Origin of the sequence: Aeromicrobium sp. YIM 150415 (genome assembly GCF_016918125.1) — a bacterium.
GTDB classification, from domain to species: Bacteria; Actinomycetota; Actinomycetes; order Propionibacteriales; family Nocardioidaceae; genus Aeromicrobium; species Aeromicrobium piscarium.
This window is the reverse complement of sequence record NZ_JAERWM010000006.1, coordinates 67,397-92,901: the sequence shown is the minus strand read 5'-3', so window position 1 is coordinate 92,901 and position 25,505 is coordinate 67,397. Positions and strand designations below refer to the sequence as shown.

General features: G+C 68.0%; 22 protein-coding genes and 1 tRNA gene. 17 read left to right on the top strand and 6 right to left on the bottom strand.

Going from position 1 to position 25,505, the window contains the following annotated elements; genetic code table 11:
* Positions 1 to 18: 18 nt before the first annotated feature.
* The 12 genes from JL108_RS04575 (at position 19) to JL108_RS04520 (ending at position 10,343) form a co-directional block, all read left to right on the top strand.
* Positions 19 to 1,698, top strand: coding sequence for a ribonuclease J (locus tag JL108_RS04575; RefSeq protein ID WP_205197286.1), 1,680 nt, complete (start codon positions 19 to 21; stop codon positions 1,696 to 1,698).
* A gap of 116 nt (positions 1,699 to 1,814) precedes the next feature.
* Positions 1,815 to 2,513: a sirohydrochlorin chelatase gene (locus JL108_RS04570; RefSeq protein ID WP_143911511.1), complete on the top strand. Its 699-nt coding sequence runs from the start codon at positions 1,815 to 1,817 to the stop codon at positions 2,511 to 2,513.
* 359 nt (positions 2,514 to 2,872) lie between these two features.
* A complete protein-coding gene (locus JL108_RS04565; RefSeq protein ID WP_205197285.1) occupies positions 2,873 to 5,374 on the top strand; it encodes a DNA translocase FtsK in 2,502 nt (833 codons plus the stop codon).
* 196 nt (positions 5,375 to 5,570) lie between these two features.
* Positions 5,571 to 6,173: a CDP-alcohol phosphatidyltransferase family protein gene (locus JL108_RS04560; RefSeq protein ID WP_143911510.1), complete on the top strand. Its 603-nt coding sequence runs from the start codon at positions 5,571 to 5,573 to the stop codon at positions 6,171 to 6,173.
* The gene (locus JL108_RS04555; protein WP_205197284.1) at positions 6,170 to 6,658 is read left to right on the top strand and encodes a CinA family protein; all 489 of its coding nucleotides are present in this window, start codon (positions 6,170 to 6,172) and stop codon (positions 6,656 to 6,658) included. Before JL108_RS04560 ends, JL108_RS04555 begins: the two co-directional genes overlap by 4 nt.
* A gap of 31 nt (positions 6,659 to 6,689) precedes the next feature.
* Positions 6,690 to 6,986 (top strand): helix-turn-helix domain-containing protein, encoded by a 297-nt coding sequence (locus JL108_RS04550; protein ID WP_143911508.1) that lies wholly within the window; start codon positions 6,690 to 6,692, stop codon positions 6,984 to 6,986.
* Positions 6,986 to 7,180, top strand: coding sequence for a DUF3046 domain-containing protein (locus tag JL108_RS04545; RefSeq protein ID WP_143911507.1), 195 nt, complete (start codon positions 6,986 to 6,988; stop codon positions 7,178 to 7,180). Before JL108_RS04550 ends, JL108_RS04545 begins: the two co-directional genes overlap by 1 nt.
* 6 nt (positions 7,181 to 7,186) lie before the next feature.
* On the top strand, positions 7,187 to 7,576 hold the full coding sequence (locus JL108_RS04540; protein ID WP_205197283.1) for a VOC family protein: 390 nt from the start codon (positions 7,187 to 7,189) through the stop codon (positions 7,574 to 7,576).
* 167 nt (positions 7,577 to 7,743) lie between these two features.
* Positions 7,744 to 8,820, top strand: a complete 1,077-nt coding sequence (gene recA / locus JL108_RS04535) for a recombinase RecA (RefSeq protein WP_143911506.1) — start codon at positions 7,744 to 7,746, stop codon at positions 8,818 to 8,820.
* A complete protein-coding gene (locus JL108_RS04530) occupies positions 8,820 to 9,335 on the top strand; it encodes a regulatory protein RecX (protein WP_240190649.1) in 516 nt (171 codons plus the stop codon). Before recA ends, JL108_RS04530 begins: the two co-directional genes overlap by 1 nt.
* Before the next feature lie 7 nt (positions 9,336 to 9,342).
* Positions 9,343 to 9,888, top strand: coding sequence for a GNAT family N-acetyltransferase (locus tag JL108_RS04525; protein ID WP_205197282.1), 546 nt, complete (start codon positions 9,343 to 9,345; stop codon positions 9,886 to 9,888).
* Positions 9,885 to 10,343: a hotdog fold domain-containing protein gene (locus tag JL108_RS04520; protein ID WP_205197281.1), complete on the top strand. Its 459-nt coding sequence runs from the start codon at positions 9,885 to 9,887 to the stop codon at positions 10,341 to 10,343. Before JL108_RS04525 ends, JL108_RS04520 begins: the two co-directional genes overlap by 4 nt.
* 85 nt (positions 10,344 to 10,428) lie before the next feature.
* Here the strand turns inward: JL108_RS04520 and JL108_RS04515 are convergent, their stop codons facing one another.
* From JL108_RS04515 to JL108_RS04495, 5 genes are all read right to left on the bottom strand, one after another.
* Positions 10,429 to 11,271: an amino acid ABC transporter permease gene (locus JL108_RS04515; RefSeq protein ID WP_143912559.1), complete on the bottom strand. Its 843-nt coding sequence runs from the start codon at positions 11,269 to 11,271 to the stop codon at positions 10,429 to 10,431.
* Positions 11,268 to 11,918 carry an amino acid ABC transporter permease gene (locus JL108_RS04510; RefSeq protein WP_143912557.1) on the bottom strand — a complete coding sequence of 217 codons (651 nt, stop codon included), beginning with the start codon at positions 11,916 to 11,918 and terminating at the stop codon, positions 11,268 to 11,270. The genes JL108_RS04515 and JL108_RS04510 overlap by 4 nt, the downstream gene beginning before the upstream one ends.
* 72 nt (positions 11,919 to 11,990) lie before the next feature.
* Positions 11,991 to 12,881 carry a glutamate ABC transporter substrate-binding protein gene (locus JL108_RS04505; RefSeq protein WP_143912555.1) on the bottom strand — a complete coding sequence of 297 codons (891 nt, stop codon included), beginning with the start codon at positions 12,879 to 12,881 and terminating at the stop codon, positions 11,991 to 11,993.
* A gap of 40 nt (positions 12,882 to 12,921) precedes the next feature.
* The gene (locus JL108_RS04500) at positions 12,922 to 13,650 is read right to left on the bottom strand and encodes an amino acid ABC transporter ATP-binding protein (RefSeq protein WP_205197346.1); all 729 of its coding nucleotides are present in this window, start codon (positions 13,648 to 13,650) and stop codon (positions 12,922 to 12,924) included.
* Between the two features lie 137 nt (positions 13,651 to 13,787).
* Entirely contained in the window at positions 13,788 to 14,348 is a 561-nt protein-coding gene (locus tag JL108_RS04495) for a hypothetical protein (RefSeq protein ID WP_205197280.1), read from the bottom strand.
* Between the two features lie 91 nt (positions 14,349 to 14,439).
* Between JL108_RS04495 and miaB the strand changes: the two genes are divergently transcribed.
* From miaB to pyk, 5 genes are all read left to right on the top strand, one after another.
* The gene (gene miaB, locus JL108_RS04490) at positions 14,440 to 15,927 is read left to right on the top strand and encodes a tRNA (N6-isopentenyl adenosine(37)-C2)-methylthiotransferase MiaB (RefSeq protein WP_205197279.1); all 1,488 of its coding nucleotides are present in this window, start codon (positions 14,440 to 14,442) and stop codon (positions 15,925 to 15,927) included.
* Positions 15,928 to 16,158: 231 nt separating this feature from the next.
* On the top strand, positions 16,159 to 17,091 hold the full coding sequence (locus JL108_RS04485; RefSeq protein ID WP_205197278.1) for a hypothetical protein: 933 nt from the start codon (positions 16,159 to 16,161) through the stop codon (positions 17,089 to 17,091).
* A 128-nt stretch (positions 17,092 to 17,219) separates the two neighbouring features.
* Positions 17,220 to 21,755, top strand: a complete 4,536-nt coding sequence (gltB, locus tag JL108_RS04480) for a glutamate synthase large subunit (RefSeq protein ID WP_205197277.1) — start codon at positions 17,220 to 17,222, stop codon at positions 21,753 to 21,755.
* Positions 21,748 to 23,214 carry a glutamate synthase subunit beta gene (locus JL108_RS04475; protein ID WP_205197276.1) on the top strand — a complete coding sequence of 489 codons (1,467 nt, stop codon included), beginning with the start codon at positions 21,748 to 21,750 and terminating at the stop codon, positions 23,212 to 23,214. Before gltB ends, JL108_RS04475 begins: the two co-directional genes overlap by 8 nt.
* Positions 23,215 to 23,652: 438 nt before the next feature.
* Positions 23,653 to 25,110: a pyruvate kinase gene (pyk, locus tag JL108_RS04470; RefSeq protein ID WP_205197275.1), complete on the top strand. Its 1,458-nt coding sequence runs from the start codon at positions 23,653 to 23,655 to the stop codon at positions 25,108 to 25,110.
* 307 nt (positions 25,111 to 25,417) lie between these two features.
* Here the strand turns inward: pyk and JL108_RS04465 are convergent.
* Positions 25,418 to 25,500, bottom strand: a tRNA-Leu gene (locus JL108_RS04465).
* Positions 25,501 to 25,505: the final 5 nt, after the last annotated feature.

The following is a 25,505-nucleotide window of genomic DNA, read 5'->3' as shown; positions in this document are numbered from 1 at the left end:
CCTCGGGCAGGTGAATCGATGAGTCACATGCACACCGCGCTCGGCCCGCCTCCGGCGCTCGCTCCGCACGCCTTGCGCGTCATCGCGCTCGGCGGCCTGGGCGAGATCGGGCGCAACATGACCGTCTTCGAGTTCGGCGGCAAGCTGCTGATCGTCGACTGCGGTGTGCTCTTCCCCGAGGAGCAGCATCCGGGGGTCGACCTGATCCTGCCCGACTTCGGGCCCATCCGCGACCGTCTCGACGATGTCGTCGGCATCGTGCTGACTCACGGGCACGAGGACCATATCGGCGGGGTTCCGTATCTGTTGCGCGAACGCGGCGATATCCCGGTGATCGGCTCGAAGCTCACGCTGGCCCTCCTCGAGCCCAAGCTGAAGGAGCACCGCCTCAAGCAGGTGCCCAAGCACATCGTCTCGGAGGGAGACGTGCTCTCCTTCGGGCCTTTCGAGTGTGAGTTCGTCGCGGTCAACCACTCCATCCCCGATGCCCTCGCCGTGGCGATCAAGACGCCGGCGGGCGTGGCCCTGCATACGGGCGACTTCAAGATGGACCAGTTGCCGCTCGACGGGCGCATCACCGACCTGCGGGCCTTCGCGCGGCTCGGTGAGTCGGGGGTCGACCTCTTCCTCACCGACTCGACCAACTCGGACGTCCCGGGCTTCACGACCGCCGAGCGCCAGATCACCCCGGCGATCGACGCGGTGTTCGCCCGCAGCACCAAGCGGATCATCGTCGCGTCCTTCGCGTCCCACGTGCACCGCGTGCAGCAGGTGCTCGATGCCGCAGCCAAGCATGGACGCAAGGTCGCCTATGTCGGCCGGTCGATGGTGCGCAACATGCAGATCGCGCGCGAGTTGGGCTATCTGCACGTCCCGGACGGTGTCGTGGTGGACAAGGTCGACGCGGCACCGCCGGAGAAGATGGTGCTCATGTCGACCGGCTCGCAGGGGGAGCCGATGGCCGCGCTGTCCCGCATCGCCAATCGCAGCCACCAGCAGGTGAGCCTGGAGCCCGGCGACACGGTGCTGCTGGCCTCGTCGCTGATTCCCGGCAATGAGAATGCCGTGTACCGCGTGATCGACGGCCTCACCAAGCTCGGCGCGCACGTGGTGCACAAGGGCAATGCGCTGGTGCACGTCTCCGGTCACGCCTCGGCCGGTGAGCTGCTCTACTGCTACAACATCGTCCGGCCGCAGAATGTCATGCCGGTACACGGTGAGATCCGCCATCTGCACGCCAATGCGGCGCTCGCCGAGGCCACCGGGGTGCCGAATGTGATCCTCGCCGAGGATGGCTACGTGGTCGATCTCATCGACGGGCACGCGCGGATCGTCGGGGCCGTGGACTGCGGCTACGTCTACGTCGACGGCTCCTCCGTCGGTGACCTCACCGATTCGGAGCTGAAGGACCGCCGGGTGCTCGGCGAGGAGGGCTTCGTCTCGGCCGTCGTCGTGATCGATTCGACGAACGGCAAGATCATCACGGGCCCCGATATCCACGCACGCGGCCTGGCCGAGGACGACACGGTGTTCGACGGCGTCCGCCCGAAACTCGTCGCGGCCCTCGAGGAGGCGCTCGGCGACGGTACGCGCGATTCGCGGCAGTTGCAGCAGGTCATGCGCCGGATCCTCGGCTCGTACGCCGGACGCACGCTCCGTCGCCGACCGATGATCGTGCCGATCGTCGTCGAGGCCTGAGCCGGCGGTTCTCGGTTCGTAACCGGTTCCGTCACCACGCTTAACCTCAGCGAAACAGCCGCTCGTCACCCTGGTCGGGAGGCGGTCACCCGGGCCGCGCCGATCGGGGATGAGCGATGACGAAGGCCACCTTGGTGGTGTGCGCGCAGGGCGTCGAGACGCATGCGGGGCGCGCCGCGCTGGCGTCCGTGGTGCAGGGTGTTCGGCGCGAGACGCGGGAGTTCGATGTCGTCGACGCCTTCGTCGGCACCCAGCACCCGGACGTCGCCGAGGTCGTAGCGCAGCTTCCTGGCCGGCGGGTCGTGGTGCCGTTGACGCTCTGGCATGACGACGAGGTGGAGGCGCGGCTCCGGCATCTCGCCTCGGCGCTGCCGGGTGTCACGGTGGCGGCGCCGATCGGACCGGACTGGTTGCTCGCCGAGCTCGGGGTGCGGAGGCTGATCGAGGCGGGAGCGCGGCCGGGCGATTCGATCGTGCTCGCGGCCGGTCCCGCGGGCTCGGTGCGCGCCCGGCACGACATCGCGAAGGCAGCGCGACTGCTCAGCGCCGTCTGGGGCGGTCGGGTGCATGTCGCCGGTGACATGAGCGGGCCGGAGCTGGCAGAGGCGATCGACATCGCCCGGGCGTATCAGCGGCGCGTCGTCGTCTCGATCTACGCGTTGACGATGTCGCAGGCGACGAGCCGCATCGGCCGGTTGGGAGCCGATGTGGTGACGGCACCGCTTCTCAGCGCCGGTGCCGGCGAGCCCGGGGTGATCTCGCTCGTGCTCGCTCGTGCCACCGCGCGCGGATCGTCGCTCGCGATGGGCCGGTGACCCACGTCGGTCAGGTCAGGGGCGGTCTGCTGATGCCACCCCTGCTCGTGGGCGGTGCGTGGTCAACCACCACGTGCGCCGCCTGCTGTGTCCGGCGGACGTCCATGGTTGACCGGGCACCGGGATCCGCCCACCCTCGATATCGGTGACCGATCAACCTCCACGTGCGTCCCCTCGGCGTGTCCGGCGGACATCGATGGTTGACCAGGCACCGCCCGCCCGTGCACGCGTCGCGCCGGCGGCCGGGGGCCGTCGACGACAGGTCACGGTGGGATCACCGGCCATATCCGGAGCCGAGGGCCAGGGGGAGGGGAGTGTCGGAACCGGGCAACCCTCGAGTCGTGGTTTAGCCTTGGAACATGGCGACCCGAACGTCTTCCCCGTCGCAGAAGCGACCGTCCGGAGGCCAGGCCCGTAAGAAGCCTGCGGCGAAGAAGCCGCAGGCGCGCAAGCCTGCGCCCAAGTCCGCTGCGCGTTCCGGCCCCAGCCCCGCGGGCACCGCGGTGCAGGCCGTGGGGCGTGGAGTACGGGCGGTCTGGTCCGGCATCTCCGGCGCCACCGGGGCTGTCGCGCGCAGCGTCGGCACGGGCGCCAAGGAGCTGGACCCAGCGCAGCGCCGCGACGGCGTCGGATTCGCGATCCTCGCGATCGCGATCGTGACCGCCGCGGCGGTGTGGTGGGATGTCTCGGGCGCTGTGGGCCGGGGAGTCCGCCAGGCGGCCACGGGCACAGTCGGCCTGCTCGCCTGGGCGATCCCCATCGTCCTGGTGGTCATCGCCTGGCGTACGTTGCGCCACCCCGATCGCAACGGCCCCGTCGGCCGGCAGGTGATCGGCTGGAGCGCGATCTGCGGCGGTGTTCTCGGACTCGTGCACCTCGCACATGACGTCCCGCGCCCGGGCGACGGCGCGGGCAGCATGGGGGAGGCCGGCGGCGCCATCGGCTTCCTGTTCTCGGCGATCCTCATCGACCTGCTCAAGAGTCCCTTCGTGGTCGCGCCGCTGCTGGTGCTGCTGACGATCTTCGGGGTGCTCGTGGTGACGGGCACGCCGCTGTACGCGGTACCGGGGCGGTTGCGGGCCGGATGCGACCGTCTGCTGGGGCGCCATCGGGACGCCGACGAGGCCGATCCTGAGCCGGCGCCGACCACCCCGGCGCGCAAGCGCCACCCCCGCACGACCTTCGACGCCGCGGACGAGCCCTTCGACAATCCCCTCGTCGAAGGGCCGGGGGAGCCCGACGCGATCGATATCGCGGCCGGACACGATATCGACGTGCCCGAGCCCGCTCCGCTGTCGGCGATGGAGGAGGAGCCTGCCGCACCACCTGCGCCGGCGTCGAGCAAGCCGATCGAGCCGATCCCGGTCCGTGCCGAGCAGCTGGCGCTCTCGGGCGACATCGTCTACACCCTGCCCGACCCGGGTGCCCTGCGCGAGGGCACGCCGCCCAAGGCGCGCACCTCGGCGTCCGATGCCGTGGTCGACCGGCTCACCGAGGTGCTCGAGCAGTTCAAGATCGACGCCACCGTCACCGGGTACACGCGCGGACCGACGGTCACCCGCTACGAGGTCGAGCTCGGCCCGGCCGTCAAGGTCGAGAAGGTCACCGCCCTCAGCAAGAACATCTCGTACGCCGTGGCCTCCAATGAGGTGCGTATACTCAGCCCCATCCCGGGCAAGTCGGCGATCGGCATCGAGATCCCGAATGTCGACAAGGAGATGGTCTCGCTCGGCGATGTCCTCCGGTCGAGCAAGGCACGCGGCGACCACCACCCGATGGTCATCGGTCTCGGCAAGGACGTTGAAGGCGGCTTCGTGCTGGCGAATCTCGCCAAGATGCCCCACATGCTGGTCGCGGGTGCCACGGGCTCGGGTAAGTCAAGCTTCGTCAACTCGATGATCAGCTCGCTGCTGATGCGGGCGACGCCCGACGAGGTCCGGATGATCCTCGTCGACCCCAAGCGCGTCGAGTTGACGGCCTATGAGGGCATCCCGCATCTCATCACGCCGATCATCACCAATCCGAAGAAGGCGGCCGAGGCCCTGCAATGGGTCGTCCGGGAGATGGATCTGCGATACGACGATCTCGCGGCCTTCGGCTACCGGCACATCGACGACTTCAACAAGGCCGTCTCGTCGGGCAAGCTGCAGCCGCCGCCGGGCAGCGAGCGGGTGCTCGCGCCCTATCCGTACCTCCTCGTCGTGGTCGACGAGCTCGCGGACCTCATGATGGTCGCCCCCCGCGACGTCGAGGACGCGATCGTGCGCATCACCCAGCTGGCGCGTGCCGCGGGCATCCACCTCGTGCTGGCCACCCAGCGCCCCAGCGTGGACGTCGTGACCGGCCTGATCAAGGCCAATGTCCCGAGCCGGCTGGCATTCGCCACGAGCTCGCTGGCCGACAGCCGGGTCATCCTCGACCAGCCAGGAGCCGAGAAGCTCGTCGGCCAGGGCGATGGCCTGTTCCTGCCGATGGGCGCTAACAAGGCGATGCGCATGCAGGGGGCCTGGATCAACGAGAGTGAGATCCAGACGCTGGTCGAGCACTGCAAGGAGCAGCTGAAGCCCTCGTATCGCGAGGATGTCACGGCTCCGCAGCAGGCCAAGCGGGAGCTCGACGATGACATCGGCGACGACATGGATCTGGTGCTGCAGGCGGTCGAGCTGGTGGTCAACACGCAGTTCGGCTCCACCTCGATGCTGCAGCGCAAGCTGCGTGTGGGATTCGCCAAGGCGGGTCGTCTGATGGACATCCTGGAGAGCCGCGGTGTGGTCGGGCCGAGCGAGGGCTCCAAGGCCCGTGACGTGCTCGTCAGGCCCGATGACCTCCCCGACATGCTCGCCAGCATCCAGGCCGGCTGAGCCCCCTGGGCGGTGAGTAGGCGTCCGTCCTCGACGGCGAGCGGTGGGTGAGCGTCCTTCCCCGAGGATCAGATGGACGCTGTCCCACCGCGGCCAGCGGGGAATGGACGCCTATCCACCGCGCCGTGCCCTAGATCGGTGGGGAGTCCGAGGGCGGGCCGGTTGAGGGCTTCCGGCGTGCTCCATACTGAACACCATGACCGAGAAGGACGCTGCTCCGAGCAACCTCAACATCGCGAACGTGTTGACGGTGATCCGGATCCTCGGCGTCCCGCTGTTCGGCTGGCTGCTGCTCATCGACGGCGGGCAGGACGAGTGGCTGCGCGTCTGGTCGTGGGTCGCCTTCGTCCTGCTGATGGCGACCGACAAGATCGACGGCGATCTGGCGCGCAAGCACGGCCTGATCACCGATTTCGGCAAGATCGCCGACCCGATCGCCGACAAGGCCCTCACCGGCATGGCCTTCGTCGGACTGGCGATCATCTTCGACCACTGGCTGTTCTGGACGGTCACGATCCTCATGCTCGTGCGCGAGTGGGGTATCACCGTCATGAGGTTCTTCATGGTCCGACGGGGCGTGGTGATGCCCGCGAGCCGTGGCGGCAAGCTCAAGACCGTCCTGCAGGCCTTCGCCATCGCTGGATATCTGCTGCCCTTCGAGCTCTGGGACAACCTCGTCTCGGATCTGCTCCGGTGGGTGACGCACGGTGTGATGGCCGCCACGGTGGTCGTCACGGTCGTCACCGGCGTGCAGTACGTCGTCGAGGCACGTCGGCTCTCCAGGACGCCGGCACGGTGAAGGCCGAGGAGATCGTCGCGTCGCTGACCGCGGCCGGCCAGCACGTTGCCACCGCCGAGTCCCTGACCGGTGGCCTGGTGTGCGCCGCGCTGGTCGATCCTCCCGGCGCGTCGGAGGTCGTCCGTGGAGGGATCGTCGCCTATCAGCCGGAGATGAAGTCCGCGCTGCTCGACGTTCCCCCCGAGCTGATCGCGGAGCGCGGCACGGTGTGCGCGGAGGTCGCGACCGCTCTCGCCGCGGGGGCCCGTCGCGAGTTCGACGCCGACTGGGGCGTGAGCACGACCGGCGTGGCAGGTCCCGGGCCCTCCGAGGGTCGTGCACAGGGCACGGTCTTCGTAGCCGTGGCGGGGCCCGATGATGTCGCGGTCGCCGAGGAGCTCCATCTCTCCGGCGATCGGACACAGGTCCGTTCCGGGGCGGTGGACGCGGCGCTGTCACTGCTGGGCGCTAGGCTGAGGGAACAAGCGGGTTCCGGTCCGCGTTGACCACAGGCGAAGACCACGTCAGGAGGAGCCCATGACCACGATGCGACAGCTCGTCGGCGAAGTGCTCCGCGCGCGCCGGCTGGCGCAGGGCCTCACGCTGCGCGATGTCTCGGCGCGAGCACGGGTGAGTCTGGGCTATATCTCGGAGGTCGAACGCGGCCAGAAGGAGCCCAGTTCGGAGCTGCTCGCCGCTTTGGCCACCGCCCTGGACGTGCCGCTCAGCAAGGTCCTGCTGGACGTCAGCTCCCTGATGGAGGTCGAGGAGGCCGCCGAGCTGGCCACGGTCTCCAGCATCGCTCCGAGCAAGGTCGAGGTCTCGGCCGCCTGATGCGCCACAGCGAGTTCTGGGCGCGGATGGACCAGCACCTCGGCAGCGCGTACTCGGCCTCCTGGGCCTCACAGCAGTCGATCGCCGCGTTGGGCGACCGCACCGTCGACGAGGCGCTCGATGCCGGGGTGCCGCCGCAGCGCGTCTGGCGCGCCGTCCATGCCGTTCTCGAGCTGCCGGCCTCGGAGCGGTGAGTCGCGTTGCGACTGCGGCAGACGGTCCTGGACGCGACGGACCCGCGGGGTCTCGCGGAGTTCTGGCGCGAGGTGCTCGGCTGGCGTTACCGCTCCGGTGACGCGGACTCCGGCCCACGGCCCGAGTGGGTGGTCCTCCGTCATCCGGACGGCGGCCCTGGGCTCGCCTTCCAGCGGGTCGAGCAGCTGACACGCGCCACGTGGCCGGATGGCACGGTACCGCAGCAGATCCACCTCGACCTGACGGTCGAGGATGTCGCTGAACTCGACGCCGAGCACGATCGTCTGCTCGCCTTGCGGGCCGAGCTTCTGCTCGACCGGAGTGACGATCCCGAGGAGCCGCTGCGCGTCTACGCCGATCCCGAGGGGCATCCCTTCTGCGTCTTCGTGGCCTGACGGCGTGTCGCGCGCGATCGAACACGTGTTCGCCTAGACTGTGATCCACAGGCTGGACGAGGAAGAACCGTCATCCACAGACGAGTCGATGAGGCTCACGAATGTCAGTGGGTTCTTCTACCGTCGAAGATGGCCCGCCACCCACGACACAGAACAGGACCCGCCTCATGGCCAAGAACACCGCGTCCAAGGCCCCCGTCGGCGCCGAAGGCGACAAGGACAAAGCTCTCGACAACGCGATCGCCCAGATCTCTCGCTCGTACGGCAATGGCGCGGTCATGCGCCTGGGTGACCGCACCAAGGCCCCCATCGAGGTGATCCCGACCGGTGCCGTCGCGCTCGACGTCGCCCTCGGCATCGGTGGTCTGCCGCGTGGCCGGATCGTGGAGGTCTACGGCCCGGAGTCCTCGGGTAAGACCACGGTCGCCCTGCACGCCGTCGCCAATGCTCAGCGCGCGGGCGGTGTCGCGGCGTTCATCGATGCCGAGCACGCGCTGGATCCGGACTATGCCCGTAAGCTCGGCGTCGACACCGATGCTCTGCTGATCTCGCAGCCCGACTCGGGGGAGCAGGCGCTCGAGATCGCCGATATGCTCATCCGTTCCGGCGCCCTGGACATCATCGTCATCGACTCGGTGGCCGCGCTCGTACCACGAGCGGAGATCGACGGTGAGATGGGCGATAGCCACGTGGGTCTGCAGGCCCGGCTGATGAGTCAGGCGCTGCGCAAGATGACGGGTGCCATCAACGGCTCGGGTACCACGGCGATCTTCATCAACCAGCTGCGCGAGAAGATCGGCGTCATGTTCGGTTCGCCCGAGACCACCACCGGCGGCAAGGCGCTCAAGTTCTACGCGTCGGTGCGTATGGACGTGCGCCGTATCGAGACGCTCAAGGACGGCACTGACATGGTCGGCAACCGCACGCGCGTCAAGGTCGTCAAGAACAAGATGGCGCCGCCCTTCAAGCAGGCCGAGTTCGACATCATGTACGGCCAGGGGATCAGCCGCGAGGGCAGCCTCATCGACCTCGGCGTCGACGCGGGCTTCGTGCGCAAGGCGGGTGCCTGGTACACCTATGAGGGCGACCAGCTCGGGCAGGGCAAGGAGAACTCGCGTAACTTCCTGCGCGACAACCCGGACCTGGCCAATGAGCTGGAGAAGCGCATCAAGGAGAACCTCGGCATCGGCGCTCAGGTCGACGAGCCCGTCGAGGACGGCGATCTGTCGGCCGCAGACTTCTGATGGCTCGCCGGACGGCCGAGGGGCTGACCGGCACCGAACTGGAGGAGTTCGCCCGGACGGTCGCGCTCGATCGGTTGACCGATCGCGACCGCAGCCGGGCGGACTTGGCGACAGCGATGGCCAAGAAGGCGGTTCCCGAGGAGGTGGCCACCGCGGTGCTCGATCGACTCGAGATCGTCGGTCTCGTCGACGATGAGCGCTTCGCGCGGACGTGGGTCGAATCGCGTCAACGGGTCAAAGGTCTCGCCCGGCCGGCCCTCGCTGTCGAGCTGCGCCGTCAGGGTATCGACGACGAGCTCGCCCGGACGGTACTGGACGATGAGGTCGATACCGACGGTGAGCACCAGGCGGCACGCCAGTTGGTCGAGCGCCGATTGCCGAGCTTGCGGGGCCTTGACCGGACGGTGCAAACGCGGCGTCTCGCGGGTCTTCTGGCACGTAAGGGTTATAGCTCGTCGGTCGCCTTCGCGGTGGTACGCGAGGTCCTGGACGAGACCGCCGACGACATCGAGTGAGACGTCGATGTGGCAGTTTCGTTCGTTCGTCGAGCCCGATCTTCCGCTTCTGGTGAGCTGGCGCAACGAACCACATGTGCTGCGTTGGTTCCCGCGGGCCTTCGCGGGCATCGAGGATGCCCGCCACGTGCTGGCCGACCGGCTCGACGGTCGCTCGCCGGTCCGGATGTGGCTGGCCGTCCTCGACCAGCACCCGGTGGGATTTCTTCAGAGCTTTCCCGTCGCCGCCGATCAGGACATCGTGGTGCGCGTCCGCGATCCCGAGGCGGTCTGCTTCGACTTCCTGATCGGCGATCCCGCCCGGGTCGGACGGGGGCTCGGCGGTGCGATGATCGCGGAGTTCTGCCGTCAGGTGCTCGTGGTGGAGTATCCGGATGCTCCACGCTTCCTCGCGGCGCCCGATGCGCGCAATCATCGATCCCTCGGAGCATTGCGCAAAGCGGGATTCGAGCAAGGCTGGTGGATCCAGCCCGAGGCAGCCGATTACGCGGAAGTAACATGTACGGCCCCGCGTGAGAAGTTCGGTCCGGATGGCTCTACGCTCGGCCCATGACATCGACCTTCGACCTCTACTCGCGCGTTCGAGCGTTGCCGTTGGGAGATCGGCTGTTCTCGCTGGCCTTCGCCCTCAAAGCCCCGTACTTCCGCACGATCCGGCCACGGGTGACCATCATGCGCCCGCACGAGGCCGAAGTCGTCGTCGGCAAGCGATGGGGCGTGCAGAACCATATCGGCACCGTGCACGCGATCGCCGTCTGCAACGGGCTCGAGGCAGCCATGGGGCTCTTGGCCGAGGCGACGGTACCCGAAGGCCACCGTTGGCTTCCCAAGGGCATGGAGGTCGACTACCTGGCGAAGTCGACGAGTGATCTCGTGTGTCGCGCCGAGACCACAGGGGCGGACTGGGACGGAGCCCCCGATGTTCCGGTCACGGTGACCGCAACGCGCGATGACGGCACGGTCGTGGTGCGCGGCACGATCCATCTGTGGGTCACGCCCGTCGGCTGACCGACCCTGCGGTCACTCCTGTTCTGGAGCGGTCGGCACGGCCCGGCCGTCCGCGGCCGCGTCCGGCACCTCGGTGGAGGTCTCCTCAGACTGCGGTGGGCTGGCCGGGCTTGTCCGCGAGGGCCTGGGGCGGGCGTGCACCGGTGATGTGCCGCTCGGCCCAACGGCCCAGAGCGGTCAGCAGGAGGTTCAGCACGATGTAGATCGCTGCGAGCACCAGCGCGGTGGCGAGCCGGTTGTCGAAGGTGCGCCAGATCTCCCGGCCGGTCGTCGTCAGACCCGCTGCGAGGATGTAGTACCCGAGGCTGGTGTCCTTCAACGCCACGATGCACTGGCTGATGATCGCCGGGGTCATGATCTTGATCGCCTGCGGCAGCTGCACGATACGCATCACGGCCGACTTGCGCAGTCCGATGGCGAAGGCGGCCTCGACCTGGCCCTTCGGTACCGCGTTGATGCCGGCACGGAAGGTCTCGGCCAGCACCGATCCGTTGTAGAGGATCAGCGCGATGACCAGCGGCGCGATGGTGCCGAGCCGGGTGTCGTAGGCGTAGAACCAGACGAAGATGATCAGCAGCAGCAAAGGAACGGCACGGAAGAACTCGACGACCACCCAGGCGAACCATCGCACGGGGAGGTGATCGGACAGTTTCGCGACGCCGAAGATCACACCGAAGACGAGGGCGCCCGCGATCGAGAGGGCCGCGATCCATAGCGTGTCGAGGGTGGCGCGCGCCAGCAACTCGATGTAGCGGGGGGTATAGAAGACCTCCCACTTCTCGGCGGTGAGCTGGTCACGGCTCCACAGACGCCAGATCACGGCGGCGAGAAGGAGAAGGACGCCGACGACCGTGAGGATGCCGAAGAGGCGATAGCGAGCGCGCGCCTTGGGCCCGGGAGCGTCGTACAGGACTGTGGAGGCGCTCATCGGCCGTTCACCGCGAATCGTCGTTCGAAGGCCGTCGCGATCCAGGAGATGACCGCGACGATGAGGATGTAACCGAGGGCGATGCCCAGGAAGATGAAGATCATCTGGGAGGCGTAGTCATTGAAGAGCCCGCGCATGCGGTAGGTCGCCTCGGCGACGCCGAAGGTCGCCGCCAGCGACGTGTTCTTGGTGAGCGCGATGAAGACGCTCGCCAGAGGAGGGACGACCAAGCGGAAGGCCTGCGGAAGGACGACCTGAGACATCGACTGGGTGAAGGGCATGCCGATCGCGCGCGCAGCCTCGGCCTGGCCGAGGGGGACCCCGTTGAAGCCCGAGCGGATTGCTTCGGTGACGAAGGACGCGGTGTAGAAGCCCATCGCCAGGCTGATGTTGATGAAGAAGCCGAAGTCGATGCCGACCTCAGGGAGCCCGTAATAGGTGATGAGGATCAACACGAGCAGGGGCGTGTTGCGGAAGATCGTGACGTAGGCGATGGCCACGCCGCGCAGGATCGGCACGGGGGAGACCCGAGCCAGCGCGACGAGCGTGCCCAGTACGAGGGCGATGGCTCCCGAGAGCCCGAGCAGCTTCAGCGTCTCGCCGAAGCCGCGCAGGATGTTGAGCCAGTTATCGGTCAACCAGTCCATGGATCACCTTCAGGTCGGTCACACCGGCAGGCGGGGCGGGTGCGGGACCCGCCCCGCCTGCCGGTGACGGAATCAGGACTCGCAGGGATCGAGCTCGGGCGGGGTACCCGCGTCCGCGCCGCCCTTGCCGAGCGTCTCGTCGAAGGCCGTCTCCCAGTCGCCGTCGTCGAAGGCATCGGTCAGCGTGTCGTTGAGGAACTCGCACAGCTCCGGGGCGTCCTTGCTGTAGCCGATGCCGTAGCGCTCCTCGGAGAACGGCTCGCCGACGACCTTGAGCTCACCCTCGTTCTCGGCGGCGTAGCCGAGCAGGATGGCCTCGTCGGTGGTCACGGCATCGACCGAGCCGCTCAGCAGCTGGTCGACACACTCCGAGTAGGTGTCGAAGCCGGCCGGGTCCGCACCGTACTCCTCCTCGATGAGCTTGATCGGGGTCGAGCCGGTGACCGAGCAGACGCTCTTGCCCTCGAGGTCATCGGGGCCGTTGATGGAGTCGTCGTCCTCGCGGACGAGCAGGCCCTGGCCGGTGACGTAGTACGGTCCGGCCTGGCCGACGACCTCGCGGCGGTCGTCGGTGATCGAGTACGAGGCGATGACGAAGTCGACCGTGCCGTTCTGCAGGAACTGCTCGCGGTTCTGGGAGATCGTCTCGACCCACTCGATGTCGTCGGCCTCGATGCCGAGGTGCGCGGCGACGATCTTGCCGATCTCCGGATCGAATCCGGTCGGGTCGTCCTGTCCGGCGGCGCGGAAGCCGATACCGGGCTGGTCGTACTTCACGCCGATCTTCACGGTGCCCTGCTCGTTGAGCTCGGCCATCCGGGTGCCGTCGTCGAAGCTGACGTCCTGGACCTCGTAGTCGGTATCCGGCGCGGTCTCGTCATCCGAGCCGGCATCGCCGCAGGCGGCGAGTGCCAGCATCGAGGCGGCCGCGATGGACGCCAGGCGAGCTGTGGTGGACCTCATGGGATTTCCTTCCGTCGGGGTTGTGGCGGAGCGGTCGTGGTCAGTGTTTGAGGATCTTGCCGAGGAAGTCCTTGGCGCGATCGCTCTGTGGGTTGGTGAAGAACTGCTCGGGGGTGTTCTCCTCGACGATGCGACCGTCGGACATGAACACGACCCGGTTGGCCGCGGTGCGGGCGAAGCCCATCTCGTGGGTGACGACGATCATCGTCATGCCGCGCTCGGCGAGGTCGACCATCGTGTCGAGGACCTCCTTGATCATCTCCGGGTCGAGGGCCGAGGTCGGCTCGTCGAAGAGCATCACCTTGGGTTCCATGGCGAGTGCCCGGGCGATCGCGACACGCTGCTGTTGACCGCCGGAGAGCTGCGCGGGGAGCTTCGACGCCTGATTGGCGACGCCGACCCGCTCGAGGAGCTCGTGGGCGCGCTGCTCGGCCTCGGCCTTCTTCGTGCCGCGGACCTTGATGGGGCCGAGGGTCACGTTCTCGAGCACGGTCTTGTGCGCGAAGAGGTTGAAGGACTGGAACACCATCCCGACGTCCGCGCGCAGGCCAGCGAGGGCCTTGCCTTCCTCGGGGAGGGTCTTGCCGTCGATCTCGATGGTGCCTTCGTCGATGGTCTCGAGGCGGTTGATCGTGCGGCAGAGCGTGGATTTGCCCGACCCCGAGGGACCGATGACGACGACCACCTCGCCGGAGGCGACGTCGAAGTCGATGTCCTGCAGAACGTGCAACCGCCCGAACCACTTCTGGACGCCGCGCATGGAGACCATGGGGGGAGCAGTGTCAGCCATGCTCCATAGCCAATCGGAACCGGAAGTGTGGCGCAACGTCCAGAGCCCCTCAAGGGCCGTCGTTCATCGAAACGTAATAGGGGCCTCGGCGGATCAGAGTATCCGTTTCGGGACGTTCAGCCCCACTCGGACCAGTAGCCGGCGTAGTCGGGATCGAGGGCGGCGAGGGCTGCTGGAATCTCGCATCCGCTCGGAGCGCCGAAGTCGATGCGTTCGATCAGGCCGGTGGAAGCTCCCAGGTCCGGAGCGGTGAGATCGCCCTCGGCGACCGCCAGGGCGTAGTCCGCCACGCGGTCGGCGAGTTCGCTGAGATCGCGCCGCCAGGCGAGGGAGGCGTCCTCGGAGGTCCCGCTCGCCTCGATGGCGTCGGTGACGTCCACCAGGGAGGTGCTGACCCGGTCGAGCGCCTCGGCACCGTCGGCGGTGCCGGAGAAGCGAGGAAGGTCCCGTGCGGCATCCGCCACCTCCTCGCAGGGGTGTCGCGTCGCGTCGATGACATCGGGATCGGTGACCATGTAGTCGCCGTCGAGCATCCAGATGCCGATGCCGATGATGATCGCGACTCCCGCCGCGGCGGTCACGGCTGCCCCGACCAGCGCACCCACCAGTGCCCACAGCCAGGGACGCGATGGTCGCTGCTGGGGGACTCCGTAGTGCTGATACGGGGGAAGGGTCATCGGAACTCCTTCGAGGCACGAGATGTGGAGAAGATCATCCCATCGCCCGGCCGGCCACCGGTCTCGCCGCGCCGCGTATCCTGGCGGGGTTATGGCGAAGACGTATGAGGTCCGTACTTACGGCTGCCAGATGAACGTCCACGACAGCGAGCGACTGTCGGGGCTCCTCGAGACCGCCGGCTACGCCCCGGCTGACACGGGAGCGACCCCCGATCTCGTCGTCTTCAACACGTGTGCGGTCCGCGAGAACGCCGACAACAAGCTGTACGGCAATCTCGGTCACGTCGCGAGCGTCAAGGCACAGAACCCCGGCATGCAGATCGCCGTGGGAGGCTGCCTCGCGCAGAAGGACAAGGACACGATCACGCGTCGAGCACCGTACGTGGACGTGGTGTTCGGTACCCACAACATCGGCTCGCTGCCGGTCCTGCTGGAGCGGGCGCGGATCGAGGCCGAATCGCAGGTCGAGATCCTCGACGCGCTCGAGACCTTCCCGTCCACGCTGCCCACCAAGCGCGACTCGGTCTTCGCCGCCTGGGTGTCCATCAGCGTCGGTTGCAACAACACGTGCACGTTCTGCATCGTGCCCAGCCTGCGCGGCAAGGAGCGCGATCGCCGTCCCGGCGACATCCTGGCCGAGATCGAGGCGCTCGTCGCGGACGGCGTCGTCGAGGTGACGCTGCTGGGCCAGAATGTCAACAGCTACGGCGTCGAGTTCGGCGACCGGCAGGCGTTCTCCAAGCTGCTGCGGGCGTGCGGCGAGATCGAGGGCCTCGAGCGGGTGCGATTCACCAGCCCGCATCCCAAGGACTTCACCGATGACGTCATCGCCGCCATGGCCGAGACGCCCAATGTCATGCCGCAGCTGCACATGCCGCTGCAGTCCGGGTCCGATCGGGTGCTCAAGGCGATGCGCCGCTCGTACCGCCGCGGCAAGTTCCTCGGCATCCTCGATCGCGTGCGCGAGACCATGCCCGATGCGGCGATCACGACGGACATCATCGTCGGCTTCCCCGGTGAGACGGAGGAGGACTTCCAACAGACGCTGGAGGTCGTACGAGAGGCGCGATTCAGCAGCGCGTTCACGTTCCAGTACTCCCAGCGTCCCGGCACACCGGCGGCCGACCTGCCCGATCAACTGCCCAAGGAGGTCGTGCAGGAGCGGTACGAGCGGCTCTCCGCGCTCGTCGACGAGGTCGCCTGGGCGGAGAGCCGTAAGCGTGAGGGTGAGGTCGTCGAGCTGCTGGTCGCCGACAAGGCGCACGCCGGCGGTCGCAAGGACGCCGAGACGCGTCGGCTGAGCGGCCGGGCCCGCGACAACCGGTTGGTGCACTTCCAGCCGGGCGATGCCGACGTCCGTCCGGGCGACATGGTCATCACCCGCGTCACGCAGGCCGCGCCGCACTATCTGGTGGCCGACGACGCCCCGATCGAGGTGCGACGGACCCGCGCCGGTGATGCGTGGGAGGCCCGTCAGGGCAAGACCGAGGTGCGCCCCGGTGCCGTGGGGCTCGGCATGCCGAGTATCGGGGTGCCCGCCCCGCTGCCTCCTGCGCCCGCCTGCTCCGTCGCCCCCTGACCACACCCGCGGCCGGCGGTACCTGGTCAACCTCTCGTCCGGGTTGGCGGTAGATAGTCAACCTTTCGGTCGGACCGGCGGTAGAGGATCAACGGCATGAGCCCTCGGTGAGGTTGATGACGTACCGCTGCTCCAGAACCTCGGCCTCCTCCCGAGGGTGCGCTCTGGCTGAGCGCGTGCTTGGATGCGTCAGAAGCTCTGAATCTCTAGGGGGCGCTGATGGGTCGAGTGATGGGGACGACAGCAGTCTTGCTGCTGGCCGGACTGTTGGTGGGATGTGCGGACACGTCCAGCGATGACGACGATGCGTCGCCCGAACCGGCCCCGCAGACATCGGACGCCTCCCAGCCGCCGGCCTCGGCACTCGATGCCTGCTCGGCTGCACCCGAGGATGCCCTCGCCTCGATCAATCCGCGTGATCGTGAACCGGTCAGCACACTGCTGATCGGCGACCTCGTCTTCGACGGCTGCACCCTGGGAGACGTCTACTCGATGAGCTTCGGCGTGCGCATGGTCGATGACGGCCGGGACCTCTCCGAGCTCGTCAGCGTCGGTGGCGGAGAGGCCGCGCCCTTGGAGGGTGTCGGCGACGAGGCGTTCCGGTCGGCGATGGGAGGCGAGCCGGCCGTCAGCGTCACGGTGGGAGCCCGCTTCGGCGACCACGAGGTCATCATGCGCAACGACGCGATGAGCAACAGCAATCCGGAGAATGTCGTCACCGAACAGGAATCCATCGACTTCCTCATCGCCTTCGGCGAGTCGCTCCCGCGGTACTATATGGAGCAGGCGATGTCGACCCGTGTCGGGGAGGGATGCCCCGTCGCGGACGATGTCGCGGAGATCCTCGGCATTACCGTTCAGCTCGCCCGTGGCGGCACCGCGGATGACGCCGTCAGGTGCACCTATCTCGGCGGGGACCTGACCACCGTCCAGCTCGCCCGTTTCGAGAGCTCCGACCCGGAGACGCTGCTCGGCGAGGGCGATGACCTGGAGCTCTCCGGCACCGAGGCCGCGACGATCGACGAGTGGCCCGAGAGCGTGGAGATCCATGCCCAGCTGTCCGACAATGAGATGGCCACCGTGCGGATAGGCGCCCCCGATGACGGGGAGGTCGACGCCGACGGCGTCGTCGACCTCGCCGAAGAGTTCACCTCGTCGTCATAGCGCCGACTCGACACCGGAGCCACGCAGTGTAGAATCGTCAAGCTGTCCGTGGCCAACGTCGTCCCCGGTGCCAGTGCACCGAGCACAGCGCCCTTCCAGGTAGTTCCAGACGACGTGAGGACGGCTGCATGTCGATTTTCTCATCGCTTCCCCCGGCGCAGGGTCTGTACGACCCGCGCTTCGAGCACGACGCCTGCGGTGTCGCGTTCGTCGCGACTTTGACCGGCGAGGCGAGTCACACCATCGTCGCGCAGGGCCTCACGGCGCTGCGCAACCTCGACCATCGCGGCGCGGTCGGCGGCGAGCCCAACACCGGCGATGGCGCAGGCATGCTCATGCAGACCCCTGACCGCTTCCTGCGTGCAGTGAGCCCGGTGGAGCTGCCCGAGCGCGGCGCCTACGCCGCCGGCATGGCCTTCCTGCCGATCGACGACGTCGCGGGTGCCAAGGCGTCCCTCGAGCGCATCGCCGCGGAGGAGGGACTGACCATCCTCGGCTGGCGGGAGGTGCCGACGCAGCCGGACATCCTCGGGTCGATGGCCCGCTCGGCCATGCCCGCCTTCGAGCTGTGCTTCGTCGCTCCGGCCGAGGCCGGTCCCACCGGAGTGGGGCTCGACCGGCTCACGTACGCGCTGAACAAGCGTGCTCAGCACGAGGCCGGTGTCTACTTCCCATCGCTGTCCAGCCGCACGCTGGTCTACAAGGGCATGCTCACCACCGAGCAGCTGGAGGAGTTCTTCCCCGACCTGCTCGATGAGCGGATGGAGTCCGCGCTCGCCATCGTGCACAGCCGCTTCTCCACCAACACCTTCCCGAGCTGGCCGCTGGCCCACCCCTTCCGCTACGTCGCGCACAACGGCGAGATCAACACCGCCATGGGCAACCGCAACTGGATGCGTGCCCGTGAGGCGCTGCTGGAGAGCGACCTGATCCCCGGCGATCTCAGCCGGCTGTACCCGATCTGCAGCCCCGAGGGCTCGGATACGGCCTCCTTCGACGAGGTGCTGGAGCTGCTTCACCTCGGTGGACGCCCGCTGCCGCACGCGGTGATGATGATGGTGCCCGAGGCGTGGGAGAACGACGCCGAGATGGACCCGGCGCGCCGCGCCTTCTATGAGTTCCACTCCACCGTGATGGAGCCCTGGGACGGGCCAGCGTGCATCTGCTTCACCGACGGCACGCAGATCGGTGCCGTCCTGGACCGCAACGGCCTGCGTCCGGGTCGCTACTGGATCACCGACGATGGACTCGTCGTGCTGGCCTCCGAGGCCGGTGTGCTCGACCTCGATCCCGCCACGATCGTCCGGAAGGGCCGGCTCGAGCCGGGCCGTATGTTTCTGCTCGACCTGGACCAGCACCGGGTGATCGAGGACGAGGAGATCAAGGGCCAGCTGGCCCAGGAGAACCCGTACGACGAGTGGCTGTACTCCGGACTCGTGCGCTTCGAGGACCTGCCCGATCTCGAGCACATCGTCCACACGCACGCCTCCGTGGCTCGTCGCCAACAGGTCTTCGGCTACACCGCCGAGGAGGTGCGCCGGCTGATCGCGCCGATCGCCCGTACAGGGGCGGAGGCGATCGGCTCGATGGGCACCGACACGCCGATCGCCGCGCTCTCGGATCGTCCACGTCAGCTCTTCGACTACTTCAGCCAGCTCTTCGCCCAGGTGACCAACCCGCCGCTGGACGCGATCCGCGAGGAGGTCGTCACCTCGCTCGCGGGCACGATCGGCCCCGAGCGCAACCTGCTCGCGTCGAGCCCCGCGAGCTGCCGCATGCTGCAGCTGCCCTTCCCGGTCGTCGACAACGACGAGTTGGCGAAGATCCGGCACATGAACCGCGACGGCGACATGCCGGGCTTCAGCGTGCACGTCGTCCGCGGCCTCTATGACGTGCACGGCGGGGGAGAGGCTCTGCGCGCGCGTCTGGACGAGATCTGCGCCGAGGTGTCGGAGGCGATCGTCGAGAAGGGCGCGCGTGTCATCGTGCTCTCGGACCGCCACTCCAATGCCGATCTGGCGCCGATTCCCTCGCTGCTGCTGACGGGCGCGGTGCACCACCACATGGTGCGCGAGAAGCTGCGCACCCAGGCCGGTCTGCTGATCGAGGCCGGCGATGTCCGCGAGGTCCATCACGTGGCCCTGCTGATCGGCTTCGGCGCGACGGCGGTCAATCCGTATCTCGCGCTGGAGACGGCCGAGGACCTCGCCCGCCAGGCGGTCTACGTCCACGATGTCGAGCCCGAGGCGGCCGCCCGCAATATCGCCTACGGCCTCGGCAAGGGCGTGCTGAAGGTTATGAGCAAGATGGGCGTCTCGACCGTCGCCTCGTACACCGGCGCGCAGATCTTCGAGGCCGTCGGCCTGTCGCACGAGGTGGTCGAGCGGTACTTCACCGGCACCGCGAGCAAGCTGGGCGGCGTCGGCCTGGACGTTCTCGCCGAGGAGGTGCGCGAGCGTCATCTCAAGGCGTATCCCACGAAGGGCATCATCGGTCACCGCCGCCAGCTGGAGGTCGGCGGCGAGTACCAGTGGCGCCGGGAGGGCCCCGAGCACCTCTTCGACCCCGAGACGGTGTTCCGGCTCCAGCACTCCACCCGCACGGGCCGTTACGACATCTTCAAGCAGTACACGCAGCGGGTCGACGAGCAGAGCGAGCGCCTGATGACCTTGCGCGGGCTGTTCCGCTTCGTGGACGGTGAGCGTGCGCCCATCTCCGTCGATGAGGTCGAGCCGGTCAGCGAGATCGTCAAGCGCTTCTCGACCGGTGCGATGAGCTACGGCTCGATCAGCCAGGAGGCGCACGAGACCCTGGCGATCGCGATGAACCGCCTCGGCGGCAAGTCCAACACCGGCGAGGGCGGCGAGGACGCCGAGCGTCTGTACGACCCGGAGCGCCGTTCGGCCATCAAGCAGGTCGCGTCGGGGCGCTTCGGCGTCACCAGCGAATACCTGTCGAATGCCGACGACATCCAGATCAAGATGGCGCAGGGAGCCAAGCCCGGCGAAGGCGGCCAGCTGCCCGGCCCGAAGGTCTATCCCTGGGTGGCCACGACGCGGCACTCCACGCCCGGTGTCGGCCTCATCAGCCCGCCGCCGCACCACGACATCTACTCGATCGAGGACCTCAAGCAGCTGATCCACGACCTGAAGAACGCCAACCCCTCGGCGCGCGTGCACGTCAAGCTGGTGTCCGAGGTGGGTGTCGGCACGGTCGCGGCCGGCGTGTCGAAGGCCAAGGCCGATGTCGTGCTCATCTCCGGGCACGACGGCGGCACCGGCGCCTCGCCGCTGACCTCGTTGAAGCACGCGGGCGGGCCGTGGGAGCTGGGGCTTGCCGAGACCCAGCAGACGCTGCTCATCAACGGTCTGCGCGACCGCATCGTCGTGCAGTGCGACGGACAGCTCAAGACCGGTCGTGATGTCGTCATCGCGGCGCTTCTCGGCGCCGAGGAGTTCGGCTTCGCGACGGCCCCGCTCGTCGTGAGCGGCTGCATCATGATGCGCGTGTGCCATCTGGACACGTGTCCGGTGGGCGTTGCGACGCAGAACCAGGCGTTGCGCGAGAAGTACTCCGGCAAGGCCGAGTACGTGGTGAACTTCTTCGAGTTCATCGCTCAGGAGGTGCGCGAGCACCTCGCGGCGCTCGGCTTCCGGTCGATCGACGAGGCCGTCGGCCATGTCGAGGCGCTCGACACCCGTGAGGCCATCGACCACTGGAAGGCCAGCAGCCTGGACCTCTCGCCGGTGTTCTACCGGCCCGAGCTGCCCGAGGACGCGTCGCTGCACTGCACCACGCGACAGGACCACGCCCTCGACAGGGCGCTCGACAACGAGCTCATCGCGCTTAGCGCCGATGCCCTCGAGCGGGGCGAGCCGGTGCGCGCCCAGGTCGCCATCCGCAATGTCAACCGGACCGTCGGCACGATGCTCGGTCACGAGGTGACCAAGCGGTATCGCGGCGAGGGTCTCCCCGATGACACGATCGACATCACCTTCCTCGGCTCGGCCGGACAGTCCTTCGGCGCCTTCGTGCCGCGCGGTATCACACTGCGGCTCGAGGGCGACGGCAACGACTACGTCGGCAAGGGTCTGTCGGGTGGCCGGATCATCGTGCGGCCACCGCGTGACGCGGGCTATGTCGCCGAGGAGCAGATCGTGGCCGGCAATGTCATCGGCTTCGGTGCCACCTCCGGTGAGCTGTTCCTGCGCGGACAGGTCGGCGAGCGGTTCTGCGTCCGGAACTCGGGTGCGACCGCGGTCGTCGAGGGCGTGGGCGACCACGCCTTGGAGTACATGACCGGTGGCCGCGCCGTGATCCTCGGCCCCACCGGCCGCAATGTCGCGGCCGGCATGAGCGGGGGGCAGGGCTACGTGCTCGACCTGGACGAGGACCTCGTCAATCGCGAGCTCGTCGAGGTCCGCGAGGTGCCCGCAGAGACCGGCGAGTGGCTGCGCGGCATGGTGCAGCGACATGCCGAGGAGACCGGGTCGCCGGTCGCGGAGGCCCTGCTGAAGGACTGGGACACGGCCGTCGGCCGGTTCCGCGAGATCATGCCGGTCAACTACCGCAAGGTCCTCGAGGCGCGTGACGCCGCCGAGGCCGAGGGACTGACCGACGAAGAGACGACCGCACGCATGATGGAGGTGGCCGCACGTGGCTGATCCCCGTGGCTTCATGACCACTCCGCGCCAGGTGGCCGAGCGCCGCCCCGTCGAGGAGCGCGTGAACGACTGGAAAGAGGTCTACCCCGGCGGCGCTGGGCGGGCCCTCCTGCCGATCATCACCGAGCAGGCCGGGCGCTGTATGGACTGCGGCATCCCGTTCTGTCACCAGGGCTGCCCGCTGGGCAATCTGATCCCGGAGTGGAACGACCTGGTCTGGCGCGACGACTGGTCCGATGCGATCGAGCGTCTGCACGCGACCAACAACTTCCCGGAGTTCACCGGGCGGTTGTGCCCCGCGCCGTGCGAGACCTCGTGTGTCGTCGGCATCAACCGCGACCCGGTCACGATCAAGAACGTCGAGGTCTCGATCATCGACAGGGCCTGGGACGAGAACAACGTCAAGCCTGAGCCTCCGGAGTGGCTGACGGGCAAGACCGTGGCTGTCGTCGGATCGGGTCCGGCGGGCCTCGCGGTCGCGCAGCAGTTGACCCGATCGGGTCACACCGTCGCCGTCTACGAGCGCGACGACCAGCCCGGCGGGCTGCTGCGCTACGGCATCCCGGAGTTCAAGATGGAGAAGGAGCACGTCGACCGGCGCGTCCTGCAGATGCAGCGCGAGGGCACCGTGTTCCGCACCGGCGTGCGGATCGGTGAGAAGATCACCGGCACGCAGCTGCGCGAGCGCTACGACGCGGTCGTGCTGGCGATCGGCGCGACGGTCCGTCGCGACCTGCCGGCGCCGGGACGTGAGTTCGAGGGCATCCATCAGGCGATGGACTACCTGCCGCAGGCCAATCGGGTGGCGCTCGGCGAAGAGGTCGAGGACCAGATCGTCGCCACCGGCAAGGACGTCGTCATCATCGGCGGCGGCGACACCGGTGCCGACTGCCTCGGCACCGCGATCCGCCAGGGTGCCCGTTCGGTGACGAGCCTGGAGATCATGCCGCAGCCGGGTGAGGACCGTCCCGACCATCAGCCTTGGCCGACGTATCCGATGATCTACCGCGTCGCCTCGGCGCACGAGGAGGGTGGCGATCGCGTCTACGCCGTCTCGACCAAGGAGTTCGTCGGCGAGGAGGGCGAGGTCTCGGGTCTGCGGATCACCGAGGTCGAGATGAAGGACGGCCGCTTCGAGGAGATCGAAGGCAGCGAGCGGGTGATCCCGGCACAGCTGGTGCTGTTCGCGATGGGCTTCACCGGTCCCGAGCCGGAGGGACTGGTCGAGCAGCTCGGCGTCGACCTGGACGAGCGCGGCAATGTCGTGCGCGATGGGGACTTCATGTCGAGTGTCGACGGTGTGTTCGTCGCCGGCGACTGTGGACGCGGTCAGTCGCTCATCGTGTGGGCGATCGCCGAGGGCCGTGCGGCGGCCGCCGGTGTCGACGCCTATCTGACCGACGGCACGTCGACCTTGCCGCGGCCGATCAAGCCCACCGATCGCCCGCTGACCGTCTGATCCCGACCTTCCGGTGGTCGTATCGAGGCCACGTGGGGCGGGGTGATGCGGCACGTGCTCGCATGGAGCCAGCGCAAAATGGGGCGTAGCCGCGCTGGAGGCTCGCCGTGCCTACTCGATCACCGAGGAGCAACTCGGTGGTCGAGTAGGCCCGAGGGACGAGGGCCGTATCGAGGCCACGTGGGGGTGGGGTGATCGCGCTCCGTGACGGCTACGCCCTTGGTGTCACGGCTCCACTGTCACGAACTCGCAGGGCTCGCCGTGTCTACTCGATCACCGAGGAGCGACTCGGTGGTCGAGTAGGCCCGAGGGGCGAGGGCCGTATCGAGGCCACGTGGGGGCGGGGTGATCTTGCTCCGTGACGGCTACACCATCGGTGCCGCGGGCACGCCGGTGGCCGACTCGCTAGTAGTAAGGCTGCGCCACTAAACTAAGGGAGTGCGTAGAGCCAAAATCGTTTGCACCCTCGGACCCGCCACCGACACCGCGGAGCGCATCCTCGAACTCGCGATAGCGGGGATGGATGTCGCCCGCCTGAACATGAGCCACGGCGATCAGAGCGAGCAGCTCAAGCGCCTGGAGCGCGTGCGTCGTGCCGCTGAGGCCACCGGCAAGGCCATCGCCGTCCTCGCCGATCTGCAGGGGCCCAAGATCCGCCTCGGCCGCTTCGAGGACGGGCCCTATGAGCTCAAGGTCGGTGACACCTTCACCATCACGACCGATGACATCGTCGGCGACCGCGAGCGCGCGTCGACGACCTTCAAGGGTCTTCCCGGCGACGTCAGCGCGGGCGACGAGATCCTCATCGACGACGGCAAGGTGCGCCTGCGGGCCACCGAGGTCACCGACACCGATGTCGTCACCACGGTCGAGGTGCCCGGACCGGTCAGCAACAACAAGGGCATCAACCTGCCGGGCGTCAACGTGAGCGTGCCGGCGCTGAGCGAGAAGGATGTCGAGGACCTGCGCTTCGCGCTGCGTTCCAATGTCGACTTCATCGCGCTGTCCTTCGTGCGCAATGCCGCCGATGCCGAGGATGTCCGCGACATCATGCGCGAGGAAGGGGTCTTCGTCCCCATCATCGCCAAGATCGAGAAGCCGCAGGCCGTGGCCAATCTCGACGAGATCATGGACGCCTTCGACGGCTTCATGGTCGCGCGCGGCGATCTCGGCGTGGAGTTGCCGCTCGAGGACGTCCCGCTCGTGCAGAAGACCATCATCGAGAAGGCGCGTCGCAACGCCAAGCCGGTCATCGTGGCGACGCAGATGCTGGAGTCGATGATCTCCGCTCCGCGTCCCACGCGCGCTGAGGCCTCCGATGTGGCCAACGCGGTGCTCGACGGCGCCGATGCGGTCATGCTGTCGGGGGAGACGAGCGTCGGTCAGTTCCCGGTGCAGACGGTCAAGATCATGGCACGGATCGTGGAGTCGACCGAAGACCACGGCCTGCCGCGGATGGCCGAGTACACCTGGCAGCCCAAGACCAAGCGCGGCATCATCTGCCGGGCCGCGTCACAGGTCGCCGAGTCGGTCGAGGCCGAGTACGTGGTGGCCTTCACCACCAGCGGCGACTCCGCGCGCCGCATGGCGCGCTACCGCTCGCACATCCCGGTCATCGCCTTCACCCCGCACGCCAAGGTGCGTGACCAGCTCGCGCTCACCTGGGGTGTGGAGACCTTCCTGGTGCCCGAGGTCAAGCACACCGATCAGATGGTGCTGCAGGTCGACCGTGCCCTGCTCGACATCGGCAAGTGTGCGGAAGGAACGCAGGTCGTGATCGTGGCCGGCGCCCCTCCGGGAATCCCCGGCTCGACCAACGCCCTGCGCGTGCACAACATGGGCGATGCCATCAACCACGTCGTCCCCGCCTACGAGATCGACGAAATTCCGCACTGACCCACTCCCTCCAGGACCCTCCGGGTCCAACTTTTGCCGGGTTGTGGCCCTTTTCGGTGCTTGGGATGGGCCACAACCCGGCAAAAGTGGTGAGGCTGGGGCGGGGTGTCTCGGGGACTGAGATGGGTCGGGCGTGGCTCGGCCGAGCTCGTGATCTCACCAGCCGGCAAGCCGGCACCGGGCTGAGCCCGTGGGGGTCAGAATTGAGGGGATTGTCACTCCACGAGAAGGCCGGCCTGGATGGGGCTCAGCCGTGGGTGCGGGCCTAGCGTAGTCAACTCGCTCTGCGAGTTCGACTACGCGGCGGTGCCGGGTGCGGGACTCGAACCCGCACGCCCTTTCGGACAATGGTTTTTGAGACCATCGCGTCTACCATTCCGCCAACCCGGCTCCTG

Coding starts and splice junctions, on each gene's coding strand:
- JL108_RS04560 (WP_143911510.1), top strand. CDS start 5,571: ATGACCGAGAAGGACGCTGCTCCGAGCAACCTCAACATCGCGAACGTG.
- miaB (WP_205197279.1), top strand. CDS start 14,440: ATGGCGAAGACGTATGAGGTCCGTACTTACGGCTGCCAGATGAACGTC.
- JL108_RS04485 (WP_205197278.1), top strand. CDS start 16,159: ATGGGGACGACAGCAGTCTTGCTGCTGGCCGGACTGTTGGTGGGATGT.
- JL108_RS04550 (WP_143911508.1), top strand. CDS start 6,690: ATGACCACGATGCGACAGCTCGTCGGCGAAGTGCTCCGCGCGCGCCGG.
- recA (WP_143911506.1), top strand. CDS start 7,744: ATGGCCAAGAACACCGCGTCCAAGGCCCCCGTCGGCGCCGAAGGCGAC.
- JL108_RS04515 (WP_143912559.1), bottom strand. CDS start 11,271: ATGAGCGCCTCCACAGTCCTGTACGACGCTCCCGGGCCCAAGGCGCGC.
- JL108_RS04510 (WP_143912557.1), bottom strand. CDS start 11,918: ATGGACTGGTTGACCGATAACTGGCTCAACATCCTGCGCGGCTTCGGC.
- JL108_RS04495 (WP_205197280.1), bottom strand. CDS start 14,348: ATGACCCTTCCCCCGTATCAGCACTACGGAGTCCCCCAGCAGCGACCA.
- gltB (WP_205197277.1), top strand. CDS start 17,220: ATGTCGATTTTCTCATCGCTTCCCCCGGCGCAGGGTCTGTACGACCCG.
- JL108_RS04500 (WP_205197346.1), bottom strand. CDS start 13,650: ATGGTCTCCATGCGCGGCGTCCAGAAGTGGTTCGGGCGGTTGCACGTT.
- JL108_RS04520 (WP_205197281.1), top strand. CDS start 9,885: ATGACATCGACCTTCGACCTCTACTCGCGCGTTCGAGCGTTGCCGTTG.
- JL108_RS04525 (WP_205197282.1), top strand. CDS start 9,343: ATGTGGCAGTTTCGTTCGTTCGTCGAGCCCGATCTTCCGCTTCTGGTG.
- JL108_RS04505 (WP_143912555.1), bottom strand. CDS start 12,881: ATGAGGTCCACCACAGCTCGCCTGGCGTCCATCGCGGCCGCCTCGATG.
- JL108_RS04530 (WP_240190649.1), top strand. CDS start 8,820: ATGGCTCGCCGGACGGCCGAGGGGCTGACCGGCACCGAACTGGAGGAG.
- JL108_RS04545 (WP_143911507.1), top strand. CDS start 6,986: ATGCGCCACAGCGAGTTCTGGGCGCGGATGGACCAGCACCTCGGCAGC.
- JL108_RS04565 (WP_205197285.1), top strand. CDS start 2,873: ATGGCGACCCGAACGTCTTCCCCGTCGCAGAAGCGACCGTCCGGAGGC.
- JL108_RS04570 (WP_143911511.1), top strand. CDS start 1,815: ATGACGAAGGCCACCTTGGTGGTGTGCGCGCAGGGCGTCGAGACGCAT.
- JL108_RS04575 (WP_205197286.1), top strand. CDS start 19: ATGAGTCACATGCACACCGCGCTCGGCCCGCCTCCGGCGCTCGCTCCG.